Source organism: Delftia sp. WSY_16, assembly GCF_043104415.1.
Lineage (GTDB): Bacteria > Pseudomonadota > Gammaproteobacteria > Burkholderiales > Burkholderiaceae_C > Comamonas > Comamonas tsuruhatensis.
This window is the reverse complement of record NZ_JBICKS010000042.1, coordinates 1-17,018: the sequence shown is the minus strand read 5'-3', so window position 1 is coordinate 17,018 and position 17,018 is coordinate 1. Positions and strand designations below refer to the sequence as shown.

At 68.5% G+C, this 17,018-nt stretch carries 13 protein-coding genes; 4 read left to right on the top strand and 9 right to left on the bottom strand.

The annotated features are described in order from the left end of the window. The first annotated feature begins 163 nt into the window (after positions 1-163). The 3 genes from ACF8O7_RS25775 to ACF8O7_RS25765 all read left to right on the top strand — a co-directional run bounded on the left by ACF8O7_RS25775 (position 164) and on the right by ACF8O7_RS25765 (position 4,385). Positions 164-778, top strand: a complete 615-nt coding sequence (locus tag ACF8O7_RS25775) for an SCO family protein (RefSeq protein ID WP_034390671.1) — start codon at positions 164-166, stop codon at positions 776-778. Positions 779-939: 161 nt separating this feature from the next. Next, positions 940-2,535, top strand: coding sequence for a methyl-accepting chemotaxis protein (locus ACF8O7_RS25770; RefSeq protein ID WP_392444641.1), 1,596 nt, complete (start codon positions 940-942; stop codon positions 2,533-2,535). Further along, positions 2,532-4,385, top strand: a complete 1,854-nt coding sequence (locus ACF8O7_RS25765; protein ID WP_392444640.1) for a putative bifunctional diguanylate cyclase/phosphodiesterase — start codon at positions 2,532-2,534, stop codon at positions 4,383-4,385. Before ACF8O7_RS25770 ends, ACF8O7_RS25765 begins: the two co-directional genes overlap by 4 nt. A gap of 69 nt (positions 4,386-4,454) precedes the next feature. On the opposite strand, the gene ACF8O7_RS25760 is transcribed toward ACF8O7_RS25765, so the two are convergent. The 9 genes from ACF8O7_RS25760 to ACF8O7_RS25720 form a co-directional block, all read right to left on the bottom strand. After that, on the bottom strand, positions 4,455-5,120 hold the full coding sequence (locus ACF8O7_RS25760) for a Crp/Fnr family transcriptional regulator (protein ID WP_392444638.1): 666 nt from the start codon (positions 5,118-5,120) through the stop codon (positions 4,455-4,457). Positions 5,121-5,347: 227 nt separating this feature from the next. Next, on the bottom strand, positions 5,348-6,325 hold the full coding sequence (locus ACF8O7_RS25755; protein ID WP_016450152.1) for a DUF6999 family protein: 978 nt from the start codon (positions 6,323-6,325) through the stop codon (positions 5,348-5,350). After that, positions 6,325-8,277, bottom strand: a complete 1,953-nt coding sequence (locus tag ACF8O7_RS25750; protein ID WP_392444635.1) for an iron-containing redox enzyme family protein — start codon at positions 8,275-8,277, stop codon at positions 6,325-6,327. Before ACF8O7_RS25750 ends, ACF8O7_RS25755 begins: the two co-directional genes overlap by 1 nt. Before the next feature lie 15 nt (positions 8,278-8,292). Beyond that, complete coding sequence (locus ACF8O7_RS25745) at positions 8,293-9,228, bottom strand: fatty acid desaturase (protein ID WP_209798728.1); 936 nt, start codon at positions 9,226-9,228, stop codon at positions 8,293-8,295. After that, positions 9,225-9,971, bottom strand: coding sequence for a sterol desaturase family protein (locus ACF8O7_RS25740; RefSeq protein WP_017404748.1), 747 nt, complete (start codon positions 9,969-9,971; stop codon positions 9,225-9,227). The genes ACF8O7_RS25745 and ACF8O7_RS25740 overlap by 4 nt, the downstream gene beginning before the upstream one ends. Positions 9,972-10,004: 33 nt before the next feature. After that, on the bottom strand, positions 10,005-10,997 hold the full coding sequence (locus ACF8O7_RS25735) for a tripartite tricarboxylate transporter substrate binding protein (protein ID WP_017404747.1): 993 nt from the start codon (positions 10,995-10,997) through the stop codon (positions 10,005-10,007). A 96-nt stretch (positions 10,998-11,093) separates the two neighbouring features. Further along, on the bottom strand, positions 11,094-12,038 hold the full coding sequence (gene rpoH, locus ACF8O7_RS25730; protein WP_016450157.1) for an RNA polymerase sigma factor RpoH: 945 nt from the start codon (positions 12,036-12,038) through the stop codon (positions 11,094-11,096). Positions 12,039-12,310: 272 nt separating this feature from the next. Beyond that, on the bottom strand, positions 12,311-13,378 hold the full coding sequence (locus ACF8O7_RS25725; protein ID WP_074923048.1) for a 2,3-butanediol dehydrogenase: 1,068 nt from the start codon (positions 13,376-13,378) through the stop codon (positions 12,311-12,313). Between the two features lie 69 nt (positions 13,379-13,447). After that, a complete protein-coding gene (locus ACF8O7_RS25720; protein ID WP_034367991.1) occupies positions 13,448-15,250 on the bottom strand; it encodes an NAD(P)/FAD-dependent oxidoreductase in 1,803 nt (600 codons plus the stop codon). Between the two features lie 320 nt (positions 15,251-15,570). On the opposite strand from ACF8O7_RS25720, the gene ACF8O7_RS25715 reads away from it, so the two are divergent. Further along, on the top strand, positions 15,571-17,018 hold a 1,448-nt coding region (locus ACF8O7_RS25715), incomplete at its 3' end, for a sigma-54-dependent Fis family transcriptional regulator (protein WP_392444630.1).

The following is a 17,018-nucleotide window of genomic DNA, read 5'->3' as shown; positions in this document are numbered from 1 at the left end:
GCAGGCAGGCCCCGCAGCGCCGGGGTCTTGCGGTTATGGGTTATGGTTTGCGGCTGTGCGAAAGCGCCTTCAGCGGACGCTTTCGCCTTTTCCCTTTCCAGCCCGGGCCGGCGCGCAGCCTTTGCGGCCACGCAGCCTGCGGCAACTACCTTGTTGAGGAAGCATGAACAAACGGACAGCGCTGCGCGTTCTGGGCTTGACCGCCATGGCATGGGGCGCCCTGGCGCTGAGCGGATGCTCGCGCGAGGCAAAGACCAGTTTCCAGGGTGTCGATGTCACGGGCGCCGAGTACGCCAAGGACATTCCCCTGCGCGATGTGGACGGCAAGCAGCGCAGCATCAAGGACTTCGCGGGCAAGGTCGTCGTGGTCTTCTTCGGCTACACGCAATGCCCCGATGTCTGCCCCACCACCCTGCAGGAGCTGGTCGAGGTCAAGCAGCAGCTGGGCGCCGATGGCGACAGGCTGCAGGGCGTCTTCGTCACCCTGGACCCCGAGCGCGACACGCCCGAGGTGCTCAAGGCCTACCTGGGCAACTTCGACCCCGGCTTCGTCGGCCTGCACGGCACGCCGGACGAGACGGCGGCCGTGGCCAAGGACTTCAAGCTCTTCTACAAGAAAGTGCCCGGCAAGACCGAAGGCACCTACACGCTGGACCATTCGGCCGGCAGCTATGTCTATGACACGGCCGGCCGCCTGCGCGTGTATGAGCGATACGGCGGCGGCCCGCAGGTGCTGGGCGCCGACGTCAAGGCCCTGCTGCAGGAAAAACGCTCCTGATCCTGCGCGCGCCGCAGCCAATGTGACCCCCGTCACATTGACTGCGTTTAGGTGCGCTGCAGCACACCATCCCTGATGTGCATCGCCTCAGGACTGCTTAGAGTGGGCCCCGCCTGGGGGTGTCATGCCGACGCCCCGCCCATCTCCGAGAGACCTGATCCATGCGGCGAAACGTGTACGTCACCCAGCGTGAGTACCCTCTGAGCGAAGGAGAGACGCTTCTTTCCGTCACCGACCTGAAGGGGCGCATCGTCTATGCCAACGATGCCTTCATCCGCGTCAGCGGCTTCGAGGCCGCCGAGCTCTACGGCAAGGCCCACAGCATCGTGCGCCATCCCGACATGCCGGCGGCCGCCTTTGCCGACATGTGGTCCACCATCCAGCGCGGGCTGCCCTGGAGCGCCCTGGTCAAGAACCGGCGCAAGAATGGCGACCACTACTGGGTGCGCGCCAACGCCAGTCCCATACGTCATGCGGGCACCGTGGTCGGCTACCTGTCCGTGCGCACCCGGCCGCAGCCGTGCGAGGTGCAGCAGCATGCGGCGCTCTATGAACAGATCAATGCCGGCGTGCGCTCGCTGGGCCTGCACCGGGGCTTCCCAGTGGGGCGTGGCGCCGCGGGCGCGCTGCAGCGCTGGTGGCGCTTCAGGCCGCTGGCCTGGCGGGCGCAGGCCATGGTGGCGGGACTGTGGCTGCTGGGATCGGCCGGGCTGTGGTTGCCGTCGCTGCAGGCCTGGGCCTCGGCTTTGCCCCTGTCCCTGACGCTGGCCGAGATCTGGCCCGCCTGGCTGATCTGGAGCCTGGCTTGCGTGGCGGCCGGGCAGTGGCTGCGCACCAGGCTGCTCATGCCCCTGGCTGCCCTGCGCGGACAGGCCCAGGCCGTGGCCAGCGGGCAGCAGACGGGGGAACTGTTCACGCAGCGCACGGACGAGATCGGCGCCATCGGCGGCGCCGTGCGGCAGACCGGACTCAACCTGGTCTCCCTGGTGGACGACATCCAGGGCAAGAGCGACCAGGTGCGCCGCTGCGCGCTGGCCGTGCAGCAGGGCAGCACCGAACTGAGCGACCGCACCGAGGCTGCCGCCGCCAGCCTGGAGCAATCGGCCCAGGCCATGCGGGCCCTGGCCTGCGCCATAGAGCGCAGCAGCGCCCAGGCCGGCGAGGCCGCCCGCCGCGCGCGGCATGGCGTGGACATGGCCGGGCAGAGCAGCCGCATGGTCGCGCAACTGGACCAGGGCATGCGCGGCGTGGCCCGGACCAGCGACGAGGTCGGGGAGATCAGCTCGCTCATCGACGGCATTGCCTTTCAGACCAATCTGCTGGCGCTCAACGCCGCCGTGGAGGCCGCGCGCGCCGGCGAGCACGGCAAGGGCTTTGCCGTGGTGGCCGACGAGGTGCGCGGCCTGTCCCAGCGCAGCGCCCAAGCTGCGCGCCAGATCAAGGCATTGATCGAGGCATCGCAGCAGCAGGTGGCGCAAAGCTGCGCCATGGCGCGCGAAATGGGCGAGGCCATGCTCGCCGTGCAGGCCGACATGCGCGAGCAGCTGCTGCTGGCCGAAGGCATGCAGGCCGCCAGCCAGGCCCAGGCCGGTGGCGTGCAACAGGTGCAGGCCGCCGTGCAGCAGCTCGAACAGATGACCCAGCACAACGCCACGCTGGCGCGCGACACCATCGGGCACGCGCAGCAGCTGGCCGGGCAGGCTCAGGCGCTGGAGGCTGCGGCATCGGTCTTCCACGGCAAGGGGCCGTCCGCATGATGGCGTCGGTCTGGAGCGCGCAAGCCGGCCATCTGATCGGGCCGTGCGAGGCGCTGGATGAGGAGCTCAAGCGCGTGGCCATGGAGGCCGCGCCCGACGGCATCGTGCTCGTGGATCGCAAGGGCCGCATCCTGCTGGCCAATCCCGCCATGCAGGCCATGAGCGGCTATGGCGCCTCCGAGCTGCTGGGCCGTCCGCTGCAGATGCTGCTGCCGCCCGAGGCGCATGCGGCCCATGGGCCGCAGCTGCAGTCCTACTTCGCCCAGCCCGCGCGCCGGCCCATGGGGCAGGGGCGGGACCTGTGGCTGCTGCGCAAGGACGGCAAGCGCCTGTCCGTGGACATCGCCCTGGGCCATTCCCCGCACGGCGGGGGCGTGGCCGTGGCCTTTGTGCGCGACCTGTCGCAGCTGCGCCAGATGGAGGCCTGCATGCACTACCACGCCACGCACGACACGCTCACCGGCCTGCTCAACCGCTGGCAGTTCGGGTTGCAGCTGGAGCAGGCGATCTCGCAGGCGCAAGTGGGTTCGGGCTCGGGCACCGGGCCCGCGTCCTTTGCGCTGCTGCTGCTCGACCTCGACAACTTCAAGGCCATCAACGACGGCTATGGCCACGACGTGGGCGACCAGGTGCTCAAGGAAGTGGCGCGCCGCCTGCAGGCCGCGCTGGGCACTTCGGCCACGCTGGCGCGCATGGGCGGTGACGAGTTCACCGCCGTGCTGCATCCCTGCAACGGGCCGGACCTGCGCCGGCGCGTCGACGCGCTGCTGGGCGAGCTGTGCCGGCCCTGCGCCATCGGCCACTACGCGCTGAACTTCGGCGCCAGCGTGGGCGTGGCCTTCTACCCGCAGGACGCGGGCGATGCGGCCACCCTCATGCGCTATGCCGACATGGCCATGTACGACGCCAAGCAGCGCGGCCGTGCCTCCTACGCCTGCTATGCCAGCGCCATGGGCGAGGCCATGGCCGAGAAAGTGCTGCTGCACGAACGCCTCAAGCGCGCCCTGGACCGGGGTCTGCTGAGCCTGCATTTCCAGCCCCAGGTGCAGGTGCTGGGCGGCCAGGTCCAGGGCGTGGAGGCCCTGCTGCGCTGGAACGACGAGCAGATGGGCTGGGTCTCGCCGGAGCGCTTCGTGCCCGTGGCCGAGTCCACGGGCCTGATCCTCGCGCTGGGCGAATGGGTGATCGATGCGGCCTGCCGCCAGGCCGGCGACTGGCTGCGCGCAGGCATGCCGCTGCGCGTGGCGGTCAACCTCTCGGCCCAGCAACTGCGCCAGGCCGACCTGCAGCAGCGCCTCATGGGCAGCCTGGCCCGGCATGGCGTGCCGCCGCACCTGCTGGAGCTGGAAGTCACCGAGTCCGCCGCCATGACCGACCCGCAGCAGGCGCGCGAATTGCTGGGCAGCCTGCTTGCCGCAGGTGTCTGCGTGGTGCTGGACGATTTCGGCACCGGCTACTCCTCGCTGGCCCACCTGCGCGATCTGCCCGTCTCGCGCGTGAAGATAGACCGCACCTTCATCGGCCCCATGCTCGACAGCCCGGCCGACGCCAAGATCGTCAAGGCCGTGATCGCGCTGGCCCGCACCCTGGGCCTGCAGGTGGTGGCCGAAGGCGTGGAAACCGCCGAGCAGCTGCGCCTGCTGCGCATCCTGGACTGCGACGCCTACCAGGGCTGGCTCTTCGCCCGCGCCATGCCGGCGGAGCAGATTCCCGCGCTGATTCACAAGCCCGTGGCGACCTTGCTGGCGCAGCAGGAGGAAGAGGCGCTTGAGCATCAAACTGCGGACTGTTGCGATGGGAAGGGAGCGATGGTGAGCAGGGACGGCGGTTCTGCCAAACCTGGCGCTTGATGTTGCAACAGGTCGGCAAGCCTACCGGTCCGCCCGATCAACCGCCACGCCTCTCGCACCCCACCTCCTTCACCCCACCTCCCTCACCCCACCCCCACTGATCCTCAACAACACCGCAGGCTGCAGCACGCAATGCCATCGATCCGGCCGCTCCAGCGCGCCCAGTTGCACCAGGCGCACAAGGCTGCGTGCGATGGTTTCGCGCGTGGTGGCCAGCAGGGCGGCCAGTGCACCCTGGCTGGGCAGGCGCACGAGCAGGCTTGACTGCAGCGCGGCCAGTTGCATCAGGGTGGCGGCCAGCTGGCGCAGCACGCCGGGGATGCGGACGATGTGGGCCCATTCCGCCAGCAGGGCGTTGTTGCAGGTGTAGCTGGTGGCCAGCGCGCGCACGAAGGCGGCATCGACCAAGCCCCGGCGCGTGATGGTGGCGATATCCACGCAGCAGATGCGCCCCGGGCCCAGGGCCTCGAAGTGCATGGCCGAGGGCTGCTGCAGCCAGCCCGGGCTGCCCAGCGCGTGGCCGTTGCCGAACAGTGCCACGGGCCGCTGCACGCCGTCGCCGCCACGGCGGATAGCCAGGACGAAACCGAGCTTGATCACCTGGAATTCATGGGCAACGCAGCCTTGCGCCTGGAGCTTCTGGCCCTTGGCCAGGCCGCGTTCGCGGATGTGCGGCAGCCATTGCAGGAAGGCGGGTTCGGGCAGTTGCCCCAGCAGGCAGTGCGACGAACGCATGCATTCGCTGCAGCGTACGGCTGAAGGCGCAAAGGACGACGATGGCATGGCACGGACGGTTCGAAGGCGCCGCAAGCCAGGGCAGGAGGCGCCCTGGCGCTGGCAGGGACCCGGGCGTGCGGCCAGGGCGAAGCCGTGCAGGCTAGCGGGCCCTGCGGCTGAATGCAACGTGATGTAACCGTTTTCGCGCCAGATGGCGTCAATCCGCCGCTGTTCCTTGACCTGGGTCAGACGGCTGCCGTGCTGCTGGCGCTGCTGGCATGGTCGGCACCGCTGGCCGTTTCGCTGCCGTGGGCGCGGGCGGCTTCGCGCATGCGTGCCAGCTCGCGTGCGGGCAGGGGGATGTCGCCGCTGGCGACCTTCATCAGCAGGCAGTGCAGCATTTCGGTGGACAGTCCGTGCAGCACCAGGCGGTGGCCGGCGCGCAGGGTGGACAGGGGCACCAGCGGGTGCTTGTTGTTGAGCATGACCAGGTGCTCGGGCGAGGCGAGGATCTTGGCCGCATAGATGGCCACGGTCTCGTCCAGCTGCAGCGAGTTGCTGGCGCGCCAGAAGTCGTTGTCGGTCAGCAGCAGCTGGTAGACGGGCGTGTAGACCTCGATGGCGCTTTGCAGGTCCAGCAGGTTCAGGCGCCCGCGCGGCATGTCCTCCAGGCGCAGGGGCGGGTTGCGCAGCATGGAGAAGTCGGGCTCGGCCACGGGCTGCAGTTCCTGGCCTGCGGCGCGCAGCGCGTTGTTCAGGCGGATGACGAAGTTGAACAGGTTCAGGTCGTGCCTGAGGAACAGGTCGTCCTTGATGTCGTCGATGCTGTCCGGCTCCAGCGGTGTGGTGGACACGGGCGTGGGCGCATTGGCCGCGACAAAGGCCAGGATCTGCGAGCCCAGGTGGAAATGGCGCAGGATGAGCCAGTTGGCCTCGGGCGAGACGAAGCGGTTCATGCTGAAGGCGAGCAGCCGGTGCAGCAGCCTGGAGTGGGCCCAGTTGCGCGGCAGCAGCACCTTGAGGATCTGGATGAGGACGATGCTGGTGCGCGCCAGCGGCCGCAGGAAGGGCAGCAGGTACTGGCGCGAGCCGCTGCTGCAGTCGCGCAGCCAGGCGGCCTTGACGTCGTCGGGCAGCGGCGTGCTCTGGTCCAGGTACAGGGCACGCCAGGGGCTGGGGTCGCGCTCGTCGTGGGGCTGGTCGATGAAGTCTGGCGGTGGCATCAGTGCTCCTCGGTCAGGACATGCTCGAACTGCATCAGGTACAGCGCCGCCGTGTGGCGCGCGGTGCGCACGATGGCCTGCGCCGCCGTACCCCCGCTGCCGTCTGTGCCGTCCAGCGCCATCACCATCTGCACGGCCATGAGCCAGCGTTCCAGGTGGTGTTCGTCGTTGGCGCCGTGGTATTCCAGGAAGCGGAAGGCATCGGGCGGCAGCGGCAGGCTGGCGCGCAGCAGCGGCAGCAGGCTGGGCACGATGCGCTGGCCCGTGCCTTCGATGATGTAGATGGCGCCCAGCAGGCCCACGGGATTGGGCGTGGCGGCCAGGCCGTGCAGATAGGCGTTGAGCGCCTCGCCGCCGGGGTTGCGGCGCAGGCGGGTGAGGTCGGTCTCGGTGCCGCCAGCCTTCAGGTAGTCCTCGTGCAGGATGCGGAAGTCGTTCTGCTCCTCGCCCGCATGCACGTCGATCAGCGCAGCCAGCGCCGCGTGCTCGCCGGTGAGCGAGGCCGCGCCCTCGCGCATCCACAGGCTGCCCTCGCGCACCTGGGGAACCCAGTGGCTCATCCAGCGCACGTAGTCGGCGGTCTGCAGCCTGCCTGTGCGTATGCGCTGCAGCAGCGGCGTGCGCCACACGCGCGAGCGGTAGTCCTGCCAGAGGCTGGCCAGTTCGGTCAGCAGCGGCGCCAGCGTGGCCGGGGCCTGGTTCGGGTCGTGGGGCGGGGCGATGGTGGAGACATCGGGCAGCAGGTCCGGGGCAGCGGAAGCTTCGGCGGTCGCACTGCGTGCTGCGGCCGTGGCCGGGGTGGCGGTGGGCGCCTGGGCCGCATCCTCCACTTCCAGCAGCATGTAGCCGGCCGTGAAGCGGCCCGATTCGGGAATGAAGCACAGCACGGTGTCGCCGTGCTTCAGGCGTGCCGATTCCGTGCGCAGGAACTCGGACATCATCACGAAGATGGAGGCCGCGCCCGTGTTGCCGCGCCAGGCCAGGTTGCTCCACCAGCGCTCGCGCGGGATGCCGAGCTGGGCCTTGCCCAGCAGCTCATCGACCACGGGGATGAAGCGCTCCGACGAGTAGTGGCACAGGAAGTGGTCTATGCCGCGCCCGGGCACCCAGCCCGTGTGCGCCAGGTGGGCGTATTCGTGGATGCAGACATCGAACAGGTGCGGCAGCAGGCGGATGTCCTGGCGCAGCGACAGCGCGCCTGCGGCCTCGGCCTCGCCCCAGGCGGCAAAGTCCAGGTGGCTGGTGGCGCGGTCGGGCGTCAGGCCCAGCTGCATGCAGACCGGGTAGTCGCCCGCAAAGCTGCGCAGGTGCGTCCAGCGCAGCTTCAGGCGCAGGCCGGGCGCGTCGGGCAGGGCCTGCGGGCCGCCCAGCAGCACGGCGCCCGCGCCATCGGACAGCATCCAGCGCAGGAAGTGGGCGTCGAAATCCGTGTTGTATCCCTGGGCCGCGAAGCGCGAGCGCTTGAACAGGCGCGAGGGCATTTCGCTGGCCACGGCCAGGGCCAGCGAGTCGGGCGCGCGGTCCACGGCCTGGGCCGCTGCCTGCAGCGCGCCCACGCTGGCGGCGCAGACGCCGTGCACGGACAGGGTCTCCATGGGCGGCGCGGCCATCTCGCCCTGGATCATGCTGGCAAAGCCGGGCATGAGCGCATCGCCGCCCGAGGAACCGCTGGCCAGGAAGCCCACATCGCCCAGCGCGCGCCCGGCCTGCGCCAGGCAGTCCTGGATGGCCTGGGCGGCCATGGCCGTGTTGCTGTGCACGGTGCGGCCTTCGGCGTCGATGGCGTAGTGGCGCTGGACAATGCCGTTCTCGGCCAGGATGCGGCGCTTGAGGCGCTCGGACAGGCGGTTGAGCGGCGCCACGTAGGCATCCATGCCTGCGTTGTCCACGGGTTCACCGGGCAGGAACATGCCTGCGGCATGCAGATAGACGTTGGAATAGGCGACGGGCATGGGTTCTGGGACGTATCAGTCGTATGTTCCGGGAGGCATTTGCGCGCGCGTGCGCGCCGGCGGCCAGACCGTGCCGAGCACGAAGACGCGGGCCATGTAGGGTAGCAGTCCGCCTTCGTTGAGCGCAGGGGCCACGCGCTGGCGGTAGTGTTCGCTGTGCAGGCGCGTGAGCTCGGACCAGTGGGCCTGGGGCCGCTCGTGGTGGGCCGTGTGCAGGCCGATGTTGAACAGCAGCGGATTGACCCAGCCCTCGAAATTGCGCGCGTAGTTCAGTGGCGTGGCGCTGTCCAGCCGCTGGCCGCGCGTCAGTGGCCGGCCATCGGCATGGGCGTGCTGCAGGTAGTTGGTGGCCAGCAGCCAGTGCAGGCCATGCAACTGGGGAACGATCACCAGCAGCAAGGCCTTTTGCCAATCCAGCGACAGCAGCAGCGCCCAGCTGCCCAGCCACAGCAGGTACTGGCCCATGCAGTAGCGAAAGGCGCCGGGCCAATGCCGCCGCAGCTGGCCCAGCCAGCGCAGGAACAGCGGGTACAGCACCCAGCCGGCCTGCAGCGGGTGGAGCAGGTAGCCCAGCAGATGGTTGTGGTCGCCGCCGAAGCGGTAGGTGCGTGCCATGTCGCGCGGGCCGTGGCGGAAGCGGTGGTGGTTGGCCACATGGGCGGGCCAGAACACAAAGGTCGGGTGGCCTTGCAGCAGGGTCAGCCAGTAGTCGGTGAAGCGGTTGGCCCAGCGCCCGCGCCACATGCGCAAATGCGTGTGGTTGTGGTGGATGACGCCCACGCCCAGCGTGAGGAACAGCTCGATCCCGTAGAGCCACAGGTTCCAGCCATGCTGCCACTGCCACCACACGATCAGCGGCAGCGCCACCAGATAGGCCAGCGACTGCAGGTCGCGCCCGTGGCGCAGCCGGGGCAGCCATGGCTGGACGTGGCGAGCAGGCGGTCGGCTCATTCCGTCCTGGGCCGGGCCGTGGCGGGCAGTGCCACGCGCGTGCGCATCAGCCGGTCCATGAAGGCCAGCGCAAAGCCGTAGTTGCCATTGGGCCGGGCATGGTGCAGATGGTGGCGCCGGCTGGCGGCCAGCGCATGCGTGTCGGACACCCTGGGAAAGAAGTCGTAGTTGGAGTGGCCTATGACGTTCAGCAGCAGGCTGAGCACGGGCACCGAGGCCAGCGACCAGAAACTGAAGTCATGCACCACCATGGGCAACAGGATGACGTTGCCCAGCATCAGCGCCTCGATGGGATGGAAGCTGTAGGTGGACCACGGCGTGGTGACGATGGAGCGGTGGTGGTCGCCATGAAAGCGCCCCAGCAGCCGCGTGTGCAGCAGGCGGTGGTTGATCCAGAAATGCACATCGTTCCAGATCAGCAGCACCACGACTTCGATGGCAATGCGCCAGGGGCCTGCATCGGGCTCCAGCCGCGCCCACCCCAATTGCAGAAGGCCCCAGGGCACGATCATGCCGATGCCGAAGATCAGCACCGAATGCAGCGACTGGCGCCATTCGCGCTGCAACTGGTCGGGCTTGAGCGGGCGCGTGTCCAGCACGCGGCCCACGCCGCGCCGCTGCAGCCAGCGCGTGAGCGCCGACATGCCCCAGCCACCGGCCAGGTAGAGCACGCCAAAGAAGGCCAGGCCCCAGGCCATGACCTGCCAGGCGTTGAGTTCGGTAAAGGCTTGGGCTGCGGTCATGGGGGTGTCAAAGAGGGCACGTCACTGGGCGCATCATTGTGCGCGTATGCCCTGTTCGCGGATGATGCGGCCCAGCGTCGCCACGTCCTGGCGCATGCGCAGGGCCAGGCCTTCGGGCGAGCTGCCCACGGCCTGCCAGCCCTGGGCGGCCAGGCGCGCGCGCATCTCGGGCGAGCGCACGATCTCGCTCACGGCCTCGGCCAGCTTGTGCACATGGGCGGCGGGCATGGCCTTGGGCGCCGCCACGGCGTTCCAGATCTCCAGGTCGAAATCGCCCACGCCCAGCTCCTTGAGGCTGGGCAGGCCCGGCGCCAGCGGGCTGCGCGCGGCCGAGGTCACGGCCACGCCGCGCAGCTTGCCGGCCTGGACCTGGGCCATGGCCAGCGCGGGCGGCAGCATGGACAGCTGCAGGTCGCCGCCCTGGATGGCGTTGAACACCTGCGGGTAGCCGGGATAGGGAATGTGCTCGGGCCTGAGCGCGGAGCGGCTCTTGAGCAGCTCCATGCCCAGGTGGCCCACGGTGCCCACGCCGGGCGAGCCGTAGCTCCAGCGGCTGCCGGCCTGGGCAGCGGCCTCCAGGAAGGCCCGGCCCTCGGGCGCGCCGGCCGGCGCCACCAGCACCAGGGGTGCCACGCCGATCAGGCTGACGGGCTGCAGGTCCTTGACGGGGTCGTAGCGCACGGCGGGGTTGAGCAGGCGGGCAATCGTCAGGTTGCCGTTGATCATCACGCTGAAGGTATGGCCATCGCGCGCACGGGCCACCTGCTCGCCTGCAATGTTGCCGCCTGCTCCCACCTTGTTCTCGACGATGACGGGCTGGCCCAGGCGCTTTTCCAGCGGCTCGGCCAGTGCGCGCGCCGTGAGGTCCGGGGAAGATCCTGCGGGAAAGCCGACGATCAGGTGCAGCGGCTTGCTGGGCCAGTTGTCGCCCGCCACGGCAGCGCAAGGCAGCAGGGCCGAAGCCAGGGCGGTGGCCAAGGCATTGGCGAAGAGGCGGCGTAGTGGCGAGATGGCGCGGGCGGGCATGGGTGCGTGGGGGCCGCAAAGGCTGCGGGCAATAAAAAACCCGGAGATTATCCGGGTTTGTCTTGAAGCAGCCTGTCAGCCCAGGCCGTCAGGCCATCAGGCGAACTCGGCCAGGGCCTTCTTCATCTTCTTCATGGCAGCCACCTCGATCTGGCGAATGCGCTCGGCGCTCACGCCATACACGGCGGCCAGTTCATGCAGCGTCATGCCGCCCGAGCCGTCATCGTTGACTTTGAGCCAGCGCTCCTCGACGATGCGGCGGCTGCGGTCGTCCAGCGAATCCAGCGCCATGGCAATGCCGTCGGTGGCCAGATGGTCACGCTGGCGCGACTCGATCATGGCCGTGGGCTCATGTGCGCCGTCGGCCAGATAGGCGATGGGGCCGAAGGCCTGCTCGCCATCATCGCTGGGCGAGGGGTCCAGCAGCACGTCGCCACCGGCCAAGCGCGTTTCCATCTCCATGACTTCTTCGCGCTTGACGTTGAGCTTCTCGGCCATGGCGTCGATCTCGCCGGAGGTCAGCGTGTCGCGCAGCATGGCGCCGTCCTCGGCCATGGCGGCGTCGGACTTCAGGCCCTGCTTCATGGAGCGCAGGTTGAAGAACAGCTTGCGCTGGGCCTTGGTCGTGGCGACCTTGACCATGCGCCAGTTCTTGAGGATGTACTCGTGGATCTCGGCCTTGATCCAGTGCATGGCGTAGCTCACCAGGCGCACGTTCTGATCGGGATCGAAGCGCTTGACGGCCTTCATCAGGCCGACATTGCCTTCCTGGATCAGGTCGCCGTGGGGCAGGCCGTAACCCAGGTACTGGCGCGAGATGGACACCACCAGGCGCAGGTGGGACATCACCAGACGCCCTGCGGCGTCCAGGTCACTGTGTTCCTTGAGCTTGCGGGCGTAGTCCTGCTCTTCCTCGAGGGTGAGCATGGGCAGGCGGTTGACCGCGGAAATGTAGGCATCCAGATTGCCCAGAGGCGGCACCAGGGCCCAGGGGTTAGCGGGCGCCAAGGTGGTCGCAATGGAGCCGGAGGCGTTTGTCATTGCAGAGTTCCTTTCTTCCATTCCTTCATATTAGCACTCGTTAGGATTGAGTGCTAAAGCCGAAGTTCCGCGGGTTTTTCAGTCGGTTGCAGAAATCTTCGGCACTGCAAAAGTCGCTTCTGGCTAGTCTGAGCGATTTTTGGAAACCCTGCTTGCCGGCGGGAGGCATGTGTCGGCCCCCGCCGGGTTTTGACCCCTTTGCGCCCGGCTCCGCCGGCGACCGGGCGACCGGCACGAAAGATGCAGGTTCGTGCAGTCGCGGTGCCCAGCGGCTATTTGAACCGTGGCTGCACGATGATCTTCACCGCCGACTCGTTGTTGTGGATCAGCGTGTCAAATCCCTGGGCCACCAGGTCATCGAGCTGGATGCGCTGGGTGATGAAGGGCTCGAGGTTGATCTTGCCCTCCTCGACCAGCTTGATGGTTTCCTGGTGGTCGTTGCAGTAGGCGATGGTGCCGCGCACGTCCAGCTCCTTCATGACCACGCTGTGCACGTTGATGGTGGCCGGATGGCTCCAGATGGACACGATCACCACCACGCCCGTGGCCTTCGTCGCGGCCACCAGCGTGTCCAGCACCTTGTTCACGCTGGAGCATTCGAACGACACATCCACGCCCTTGCCGCCGGTGAGCTTCATCACCTCGGCCACCACGTCCACCTCGGAGGGGTCCAGGATGTGATCGGCCACGCCCGATTCACGCGCCTTTTGCTTGCGCTTGGCACTGAGCTCGGTGATGACGACGGTCAGGCCCTTGGCCTTGAGGATGGCCGACAGCAGCAGACCGATGGGGCCGGCGCCGCCCACCAGTGCCACATCGCCGGCCTTCGCTCCGCTGCGGGTGTAGGCATGGTGGCCCACGGACAGCGGCTCGATCAGCGCGGCCTGGTCCAGTGGAATGGCATCGGAGATGGGATGCACCCAGCGGCGCTTGACGGCAATCCGCTCGGACAGCCCGCCACCGCGCCCGCCCAGGCCGATGAAGTTCATGTCCTTGGACAGGTGGTAGTTGTCGCCCGGCCCCGTGGGCACATCGTCGGCCACGATGTAGGGCTCCACCACCACATGCTGGCCGACCTGGATATCGTCCACCCCTGCGCCCACGGCGTACACCACGCCCGAGAACTCATGCCCCATGGTGATGGGTGCGGACTCGCCCGAGATGGGATGCGGGTGGCCGCAGGGCGGGATGAAGATCGGCCCTTCCATGAACTCATGCAGATCCGTGCCGCAGATGCCGCACCAGGCCACTTCGATGCCCACGGTGCCGGGCTCCACCACGGGTTCGGGGATGTCCTCGATGCGGATGTCGCCCCGGTCGTGGAAACGTGCTGCTTTCATGATTGAACTTTCTGTTTTGCAAGGCTGGGTTGGCGGGCGGCACAGCCGCCCCATGGCGATTATTCGGCCTTACCGCAGGTGATGAACTTGCTGCAGGTCATAGACACGCACCGGCAGGCCTTCCTGCCGCGCCTTGAGCTGCAGCGCCAGGTACAGCGAGTAGTGGCGCGACTGGTGCAGGTTGCCGCCGTGGAACCACAGCGCCTCTTGCTGCGTGGGCTTCCACATGTTGCGCTGCTCGCCCTCCCACGGTCCCGGGTCCTTGGTGGTGTCCGAGCCCAGGCCCCAGACCTTGCCTACCTTGTCCGCCACCTCCTGGCTGATCAGGTCGGCCACCCAGCCGTTCATGGAGCCATAGCCGGTCGCGTAGACCACCAGGTCCGCCGGCAGCTCGGTGCCATCGGCCAGCACCACCGCGTTTTCCGACAGGTGGCTGATCTGCTTGCCCGCCTGCAGCTTGATGCTGCCGTCGATCACCAGATCGCAGGCCCCCACGTCGATGTAGTAGCCCGAGGCGCGGCGCAGGTACTTCATGAAAAGGCCCGAGTCGTCATCCCCGAAGTCCAGCATGAAGCCGGTCGCCTCCAGCTGGCGGTAGAACTGAGCGTCGCGCTCGCGGATGCGGTTGTACACCGGCACCTGGAAGTCGGCCATGATGCGGTAGGGCAGCGAGGCAAAGATCAGGTCCGCCTTCCTGGTCGTCACGCCGCTGGCCACGGCGCGCTCCGAGTACAGGTCGCCCAGGCCGATGTCCATCAGCGAATCGGAGCGCACGATGTGCGTGGACGAGCGCTGCACCATGGTCACATCGGCGCCGTGCTCCCACAGGGCCGCGCAGATGTCGTGGGCGGAATTGTTGGCGCCGATCACCACCACCTTCTTGCCCGCGTAGGCGTCCGGGCCATGGTGCTGGGACGAGTGCTGCTGCTCGCCCTTGAAGATGTCCTGGCCCTTGATCTTGGGCACATTCGCCTTGCCCGACATGCCGGTGGCGAACACCACATGCCTGGGGCGCAGCACCTGCGTCTCGCCATTGCGCTCCACGGTGACTTCCCATTCCTGCCGGTCCTCATCGAAGCGGGCGTTCAGGCAGTTGGTGGACGGCCAGTAGTTGACCTCCATCACCTTGGTGTACATCTCCAGCCAGTCGCCGATCTTGTCCTTGGGCGCGAACACGGGCCAGTTGTCCGGGAAAGGCATGTACGGCAGGTGGTCGTACCAGACCGGGTCGTGCAGGCACAGCGATTTATAGCGGTTGCGCCACTGGTCGCCAGGGCGCGCCTGGCGGTCGATGACGATGTGCGATACCCCCAGCTGGCGCAGCCGCGCGCCCAGCGCAATGCCGCCCTGGCCGCCGCCGATGACGAGCACGAAAGGCTGCCTGTCGCGGCCCAGTTCCTGGGCCTCCTGCTGGCGGCGCTCCAACCAGGTCTGGCGGCCACGCCGGATGCCGTGCTCGGCCCCCATCGGGCGGCGCGTGCCCATGGGTTCCTCATGGCCCTTGAGCTCCTGGGCGGCCGTCAGCAGCGTCCAGATGCGCCCGTCCCTGATGCGGACATGGCCGCCGCCGCGCGCATGGCGCGTGTCGATCACGATCCAGGCGGACACCACGCCATCGGCCTCCTCCACCGACTCGCGCTCGTCCAGCGAAAAGCGCACGGGCGCCGCGGCGTCCAGCTGCGCAGCCAGCATGTCGGCGATCTGGCTGCGCCCTTCCATGGTCTTGATGTTCCAGGTCAGCAGCACCAGGTCGCGCCAGTAGCATTCGTCGGCGAACAGGCGGCTGGCGGCCGCGAAGTCGCGGTCTCCCAGGGCATGGTTGAGTTGGTCAAGCATCGCCTTGGCGCGGGCGTTGGGCGTCGTATCGGTCATGGTTGTCTCCTTGATGCGGTCATGCCCGCTGGTTTTTCTTCGGGCAGGCGCTCTTACGCAATCACCATGCCAGGCAGGCCCGGCGGCAGGATGCGCCAGGCAAATCAAGGGGTTGCCTGCGCGCCTCCGGTACAAACCCTGCGCCTTGCAACCCGCTGCCCGGCATTGCCGCCCGCCACAGGTGGGGCAGCCCTGCGACACCTGTCGCACCAGGCGTGCTGCAGCGCAGCAGGGGCAGTGGGTAAGTCTTGATTGGCGCTGCGCCGCACAGGGCACAGAATCGTCTGCGGCACGTTCAAAGCCCGCATCGACTCCACGCCATGCCCCTGCAGTCCTACGCCTCGCACATCCAGGAAATCGAAGCCTTCGGCCTGGGCTACTCCCACCGCGGGCAGGAGCGCGACCGCGCCGTGCTGCGCAGCTGGCGCCGCTGCATCGACTCCCACCGGCTCGACCCGGCGCATACCAGCGAAGCCCACATCGTCACCGAAGGCCAGCTGCGCGCGCACCGCGAGGAGTCCGAGCCGCTGATCCACATCGCCCGCCATGCGCTGGAGCGGCTGTACCAGCAGCTCAAGGGACTGGACTACGTGCTGCTGCTGGCGGACCGGCATGGCGTGGCCGTGGACTTTCTGGGGCATGAGGCCGACAAGGGCGACCTGCGCCGCGCGGGCCTGTATCTGGGCGCGCAATGGCGCGAGGACCACTCGGGCACCTCGGCCGTGGGTGCCTGCCTTGAGACGGGCGAGGCGCTGACGGTGCACCAGAGCGACCATTTCGACTTCACCCACACCGGCCTGTCCTGCACGGCCGCGCCCATCTACGACATGCGCGGCGAACTCGCGGCGGTGCTGGACCTGTCGCTGCTGCGCTCACCTGCCGAGCGGGCCAGCCAGAACCTGGCGCTCAACCTCGTCATGGCCGCGGCGCGGCGCGTGGAGCAGGCCAACCTGATGGCGCAGTCCGGCCAGGACTGGGTGGTGCGCCTGGCCCAGTCGCCCGATTTCCTCGACGTCGATCCCGACGCCTCCATCAGCGTCGATGCACGTGGCCGCATCCGCGCCATGACCCACGCGGGCGCGCGGCTGTTGGCAGCGGCCGCGCAACTGGACTGGCGCCAGCGCAAGAGCCTCATCGGCCAGCCGCTGGAGCGCTTCTTCGACGTGGACCTGCGCCACCTGTCCGAGCTGCGCCGCAATCGCCCGGCGCAGGAGCGCATCATCCGCGCCCGCGACGGCAGCATCCTCTTCGCCCATGCCATGGAGCCGCAGCGCCGGACACGCCGCCTGCAAGCGCAGGCAAGGCCGGCGCAGCCCCCGCTGCCTGCTGCGCTGCAGGCGCTGGACACGGGTGATGCCGCACTGCAGACGCTGCTGCGCAAGGCCGCGCGGCTCGCACCGCAAGAGCTGCCCGTGCTGGTGCAGGGAGAGACCGGCGCGGGCAAGGAATACCTGGCCCGCGGGCTGCATGCATCCAGCGGCCGCAGCGGCGCCTTCATTGCCATCAACTGCGCAGCCATTCCCGAGGCACTGTTGGAGAGCGAGCTGTTCGGCTACCTGCCCGGCACCTGGACCGGCGGCGCCAGCAAGGGCCGCGAAGGGCTGATTGCTGCGGCACACGAGGGCACGCTGTTCCTTGACGAGATCGGCGATATGCCCCTGGCCCTGCAGGCCAAGCTGCTGCGGGTGCTGTCCGAATCCGAAATCACTCCCTTGGGGGCGCGCGCGCCACGGGCGGTGGCGGTGCGCTTCATCTCGGCCTCGCACCA

What these genes read in the sequence shown, in the direction of transcription:
- ACF8O7_RS25725 (WP_074923048.1), bottom strand. Translation starts at nt 13,378, where the DNA reads ATGAAAGCAGCACGTTTCCACGACCGGGGCGACATCCGCATCGAGGAC.
- ACF8O7_RS25755 (WP_016450152.1), bottom strand. Translation starts at nt 6,325, where the DNA reads ATGCCACCGCCAGACTTCATCGACCAGCCCCACGACGAGCGCGACCCC.
- ACF8O7_RS25750 (WP_392444635.1), bottom strand. Translation starts at nt 8,277, where the DNA reads ATGCCCGTCGCCTATTCCAACGTCTATCTGCATGCCGCAGGCATGTTC.
- rpoH (WP_016450157.1), bottom strand. Translation starts at nt 12,038, where the DNA reads ATGACAAACGCCTCCGGCTCCATTGCGACCACCTTGGCGCCCGCTAAC.
- ACF8O7_RS25740 (WP_017404748.1), bottom strand. Translation starts at nt 9,971, where the DNA reads ATGACCGCAGCCCAAGCCTTTACCGAACTCAACGCCTGGCAGGTCATG.
- ACF8O7_RS25770 (WP_392444641.1), top strand. Translation starts at nt 940, where the DNA reads ATGCGGCGAAACGTGTACGTCACCCAGCGTGAGTACCCTCTGAGCGAA.
- ACF8O7_RS25775 (WP_034390671.1), top strand. Translation starts at nt 164, where the DNA reads ATGAACAAACGGACAGCGCTGCGCGTTCTGGGCTTGACCGCCATGGCA.
- ACF8O7_RS25735 (WP_017404747.1), bottom strand. Translation starts at nt 10,997, where the DNA reads ATGCCCGCCCGCGCCATCTCGCCACTACGCCGCCTCTTCGCCAATGCC.
- ACF8O7_RS25765 (WP_392444640.1), top strand. Translation starts at nt 2,532, where the DNA reads ATGATGGCGTCGGTCTGGAGCGCGCAAGCCGGCCATCTGATCGGGCCG.
- ACF8O7_RS25720 (WP_034367991.1), bottom strand. Translation starts at nt 15,250, where the DNA reads ATGACCGATACGACGCCCAACGCCCGCGCCAAGGCGATGCTTGACCAA.
- ACF8O7_RS25760 (WP_392444638.1), bottom strand. Translation starts at nt 5,120, where the DNA reads ATGCGTTCGTCGCACTGCCTGCTGGGGCAACTGCCCGAACCCGCCTTC.
- ACF8O7_RS25745 (WP_209798728.1), bottom strand. Translation starts at nt 9,228, where the DNA reads ATGAGCCGACCGCCTGCTCGCCACGTCCAGCCATGGCTGCCCCGGCTG.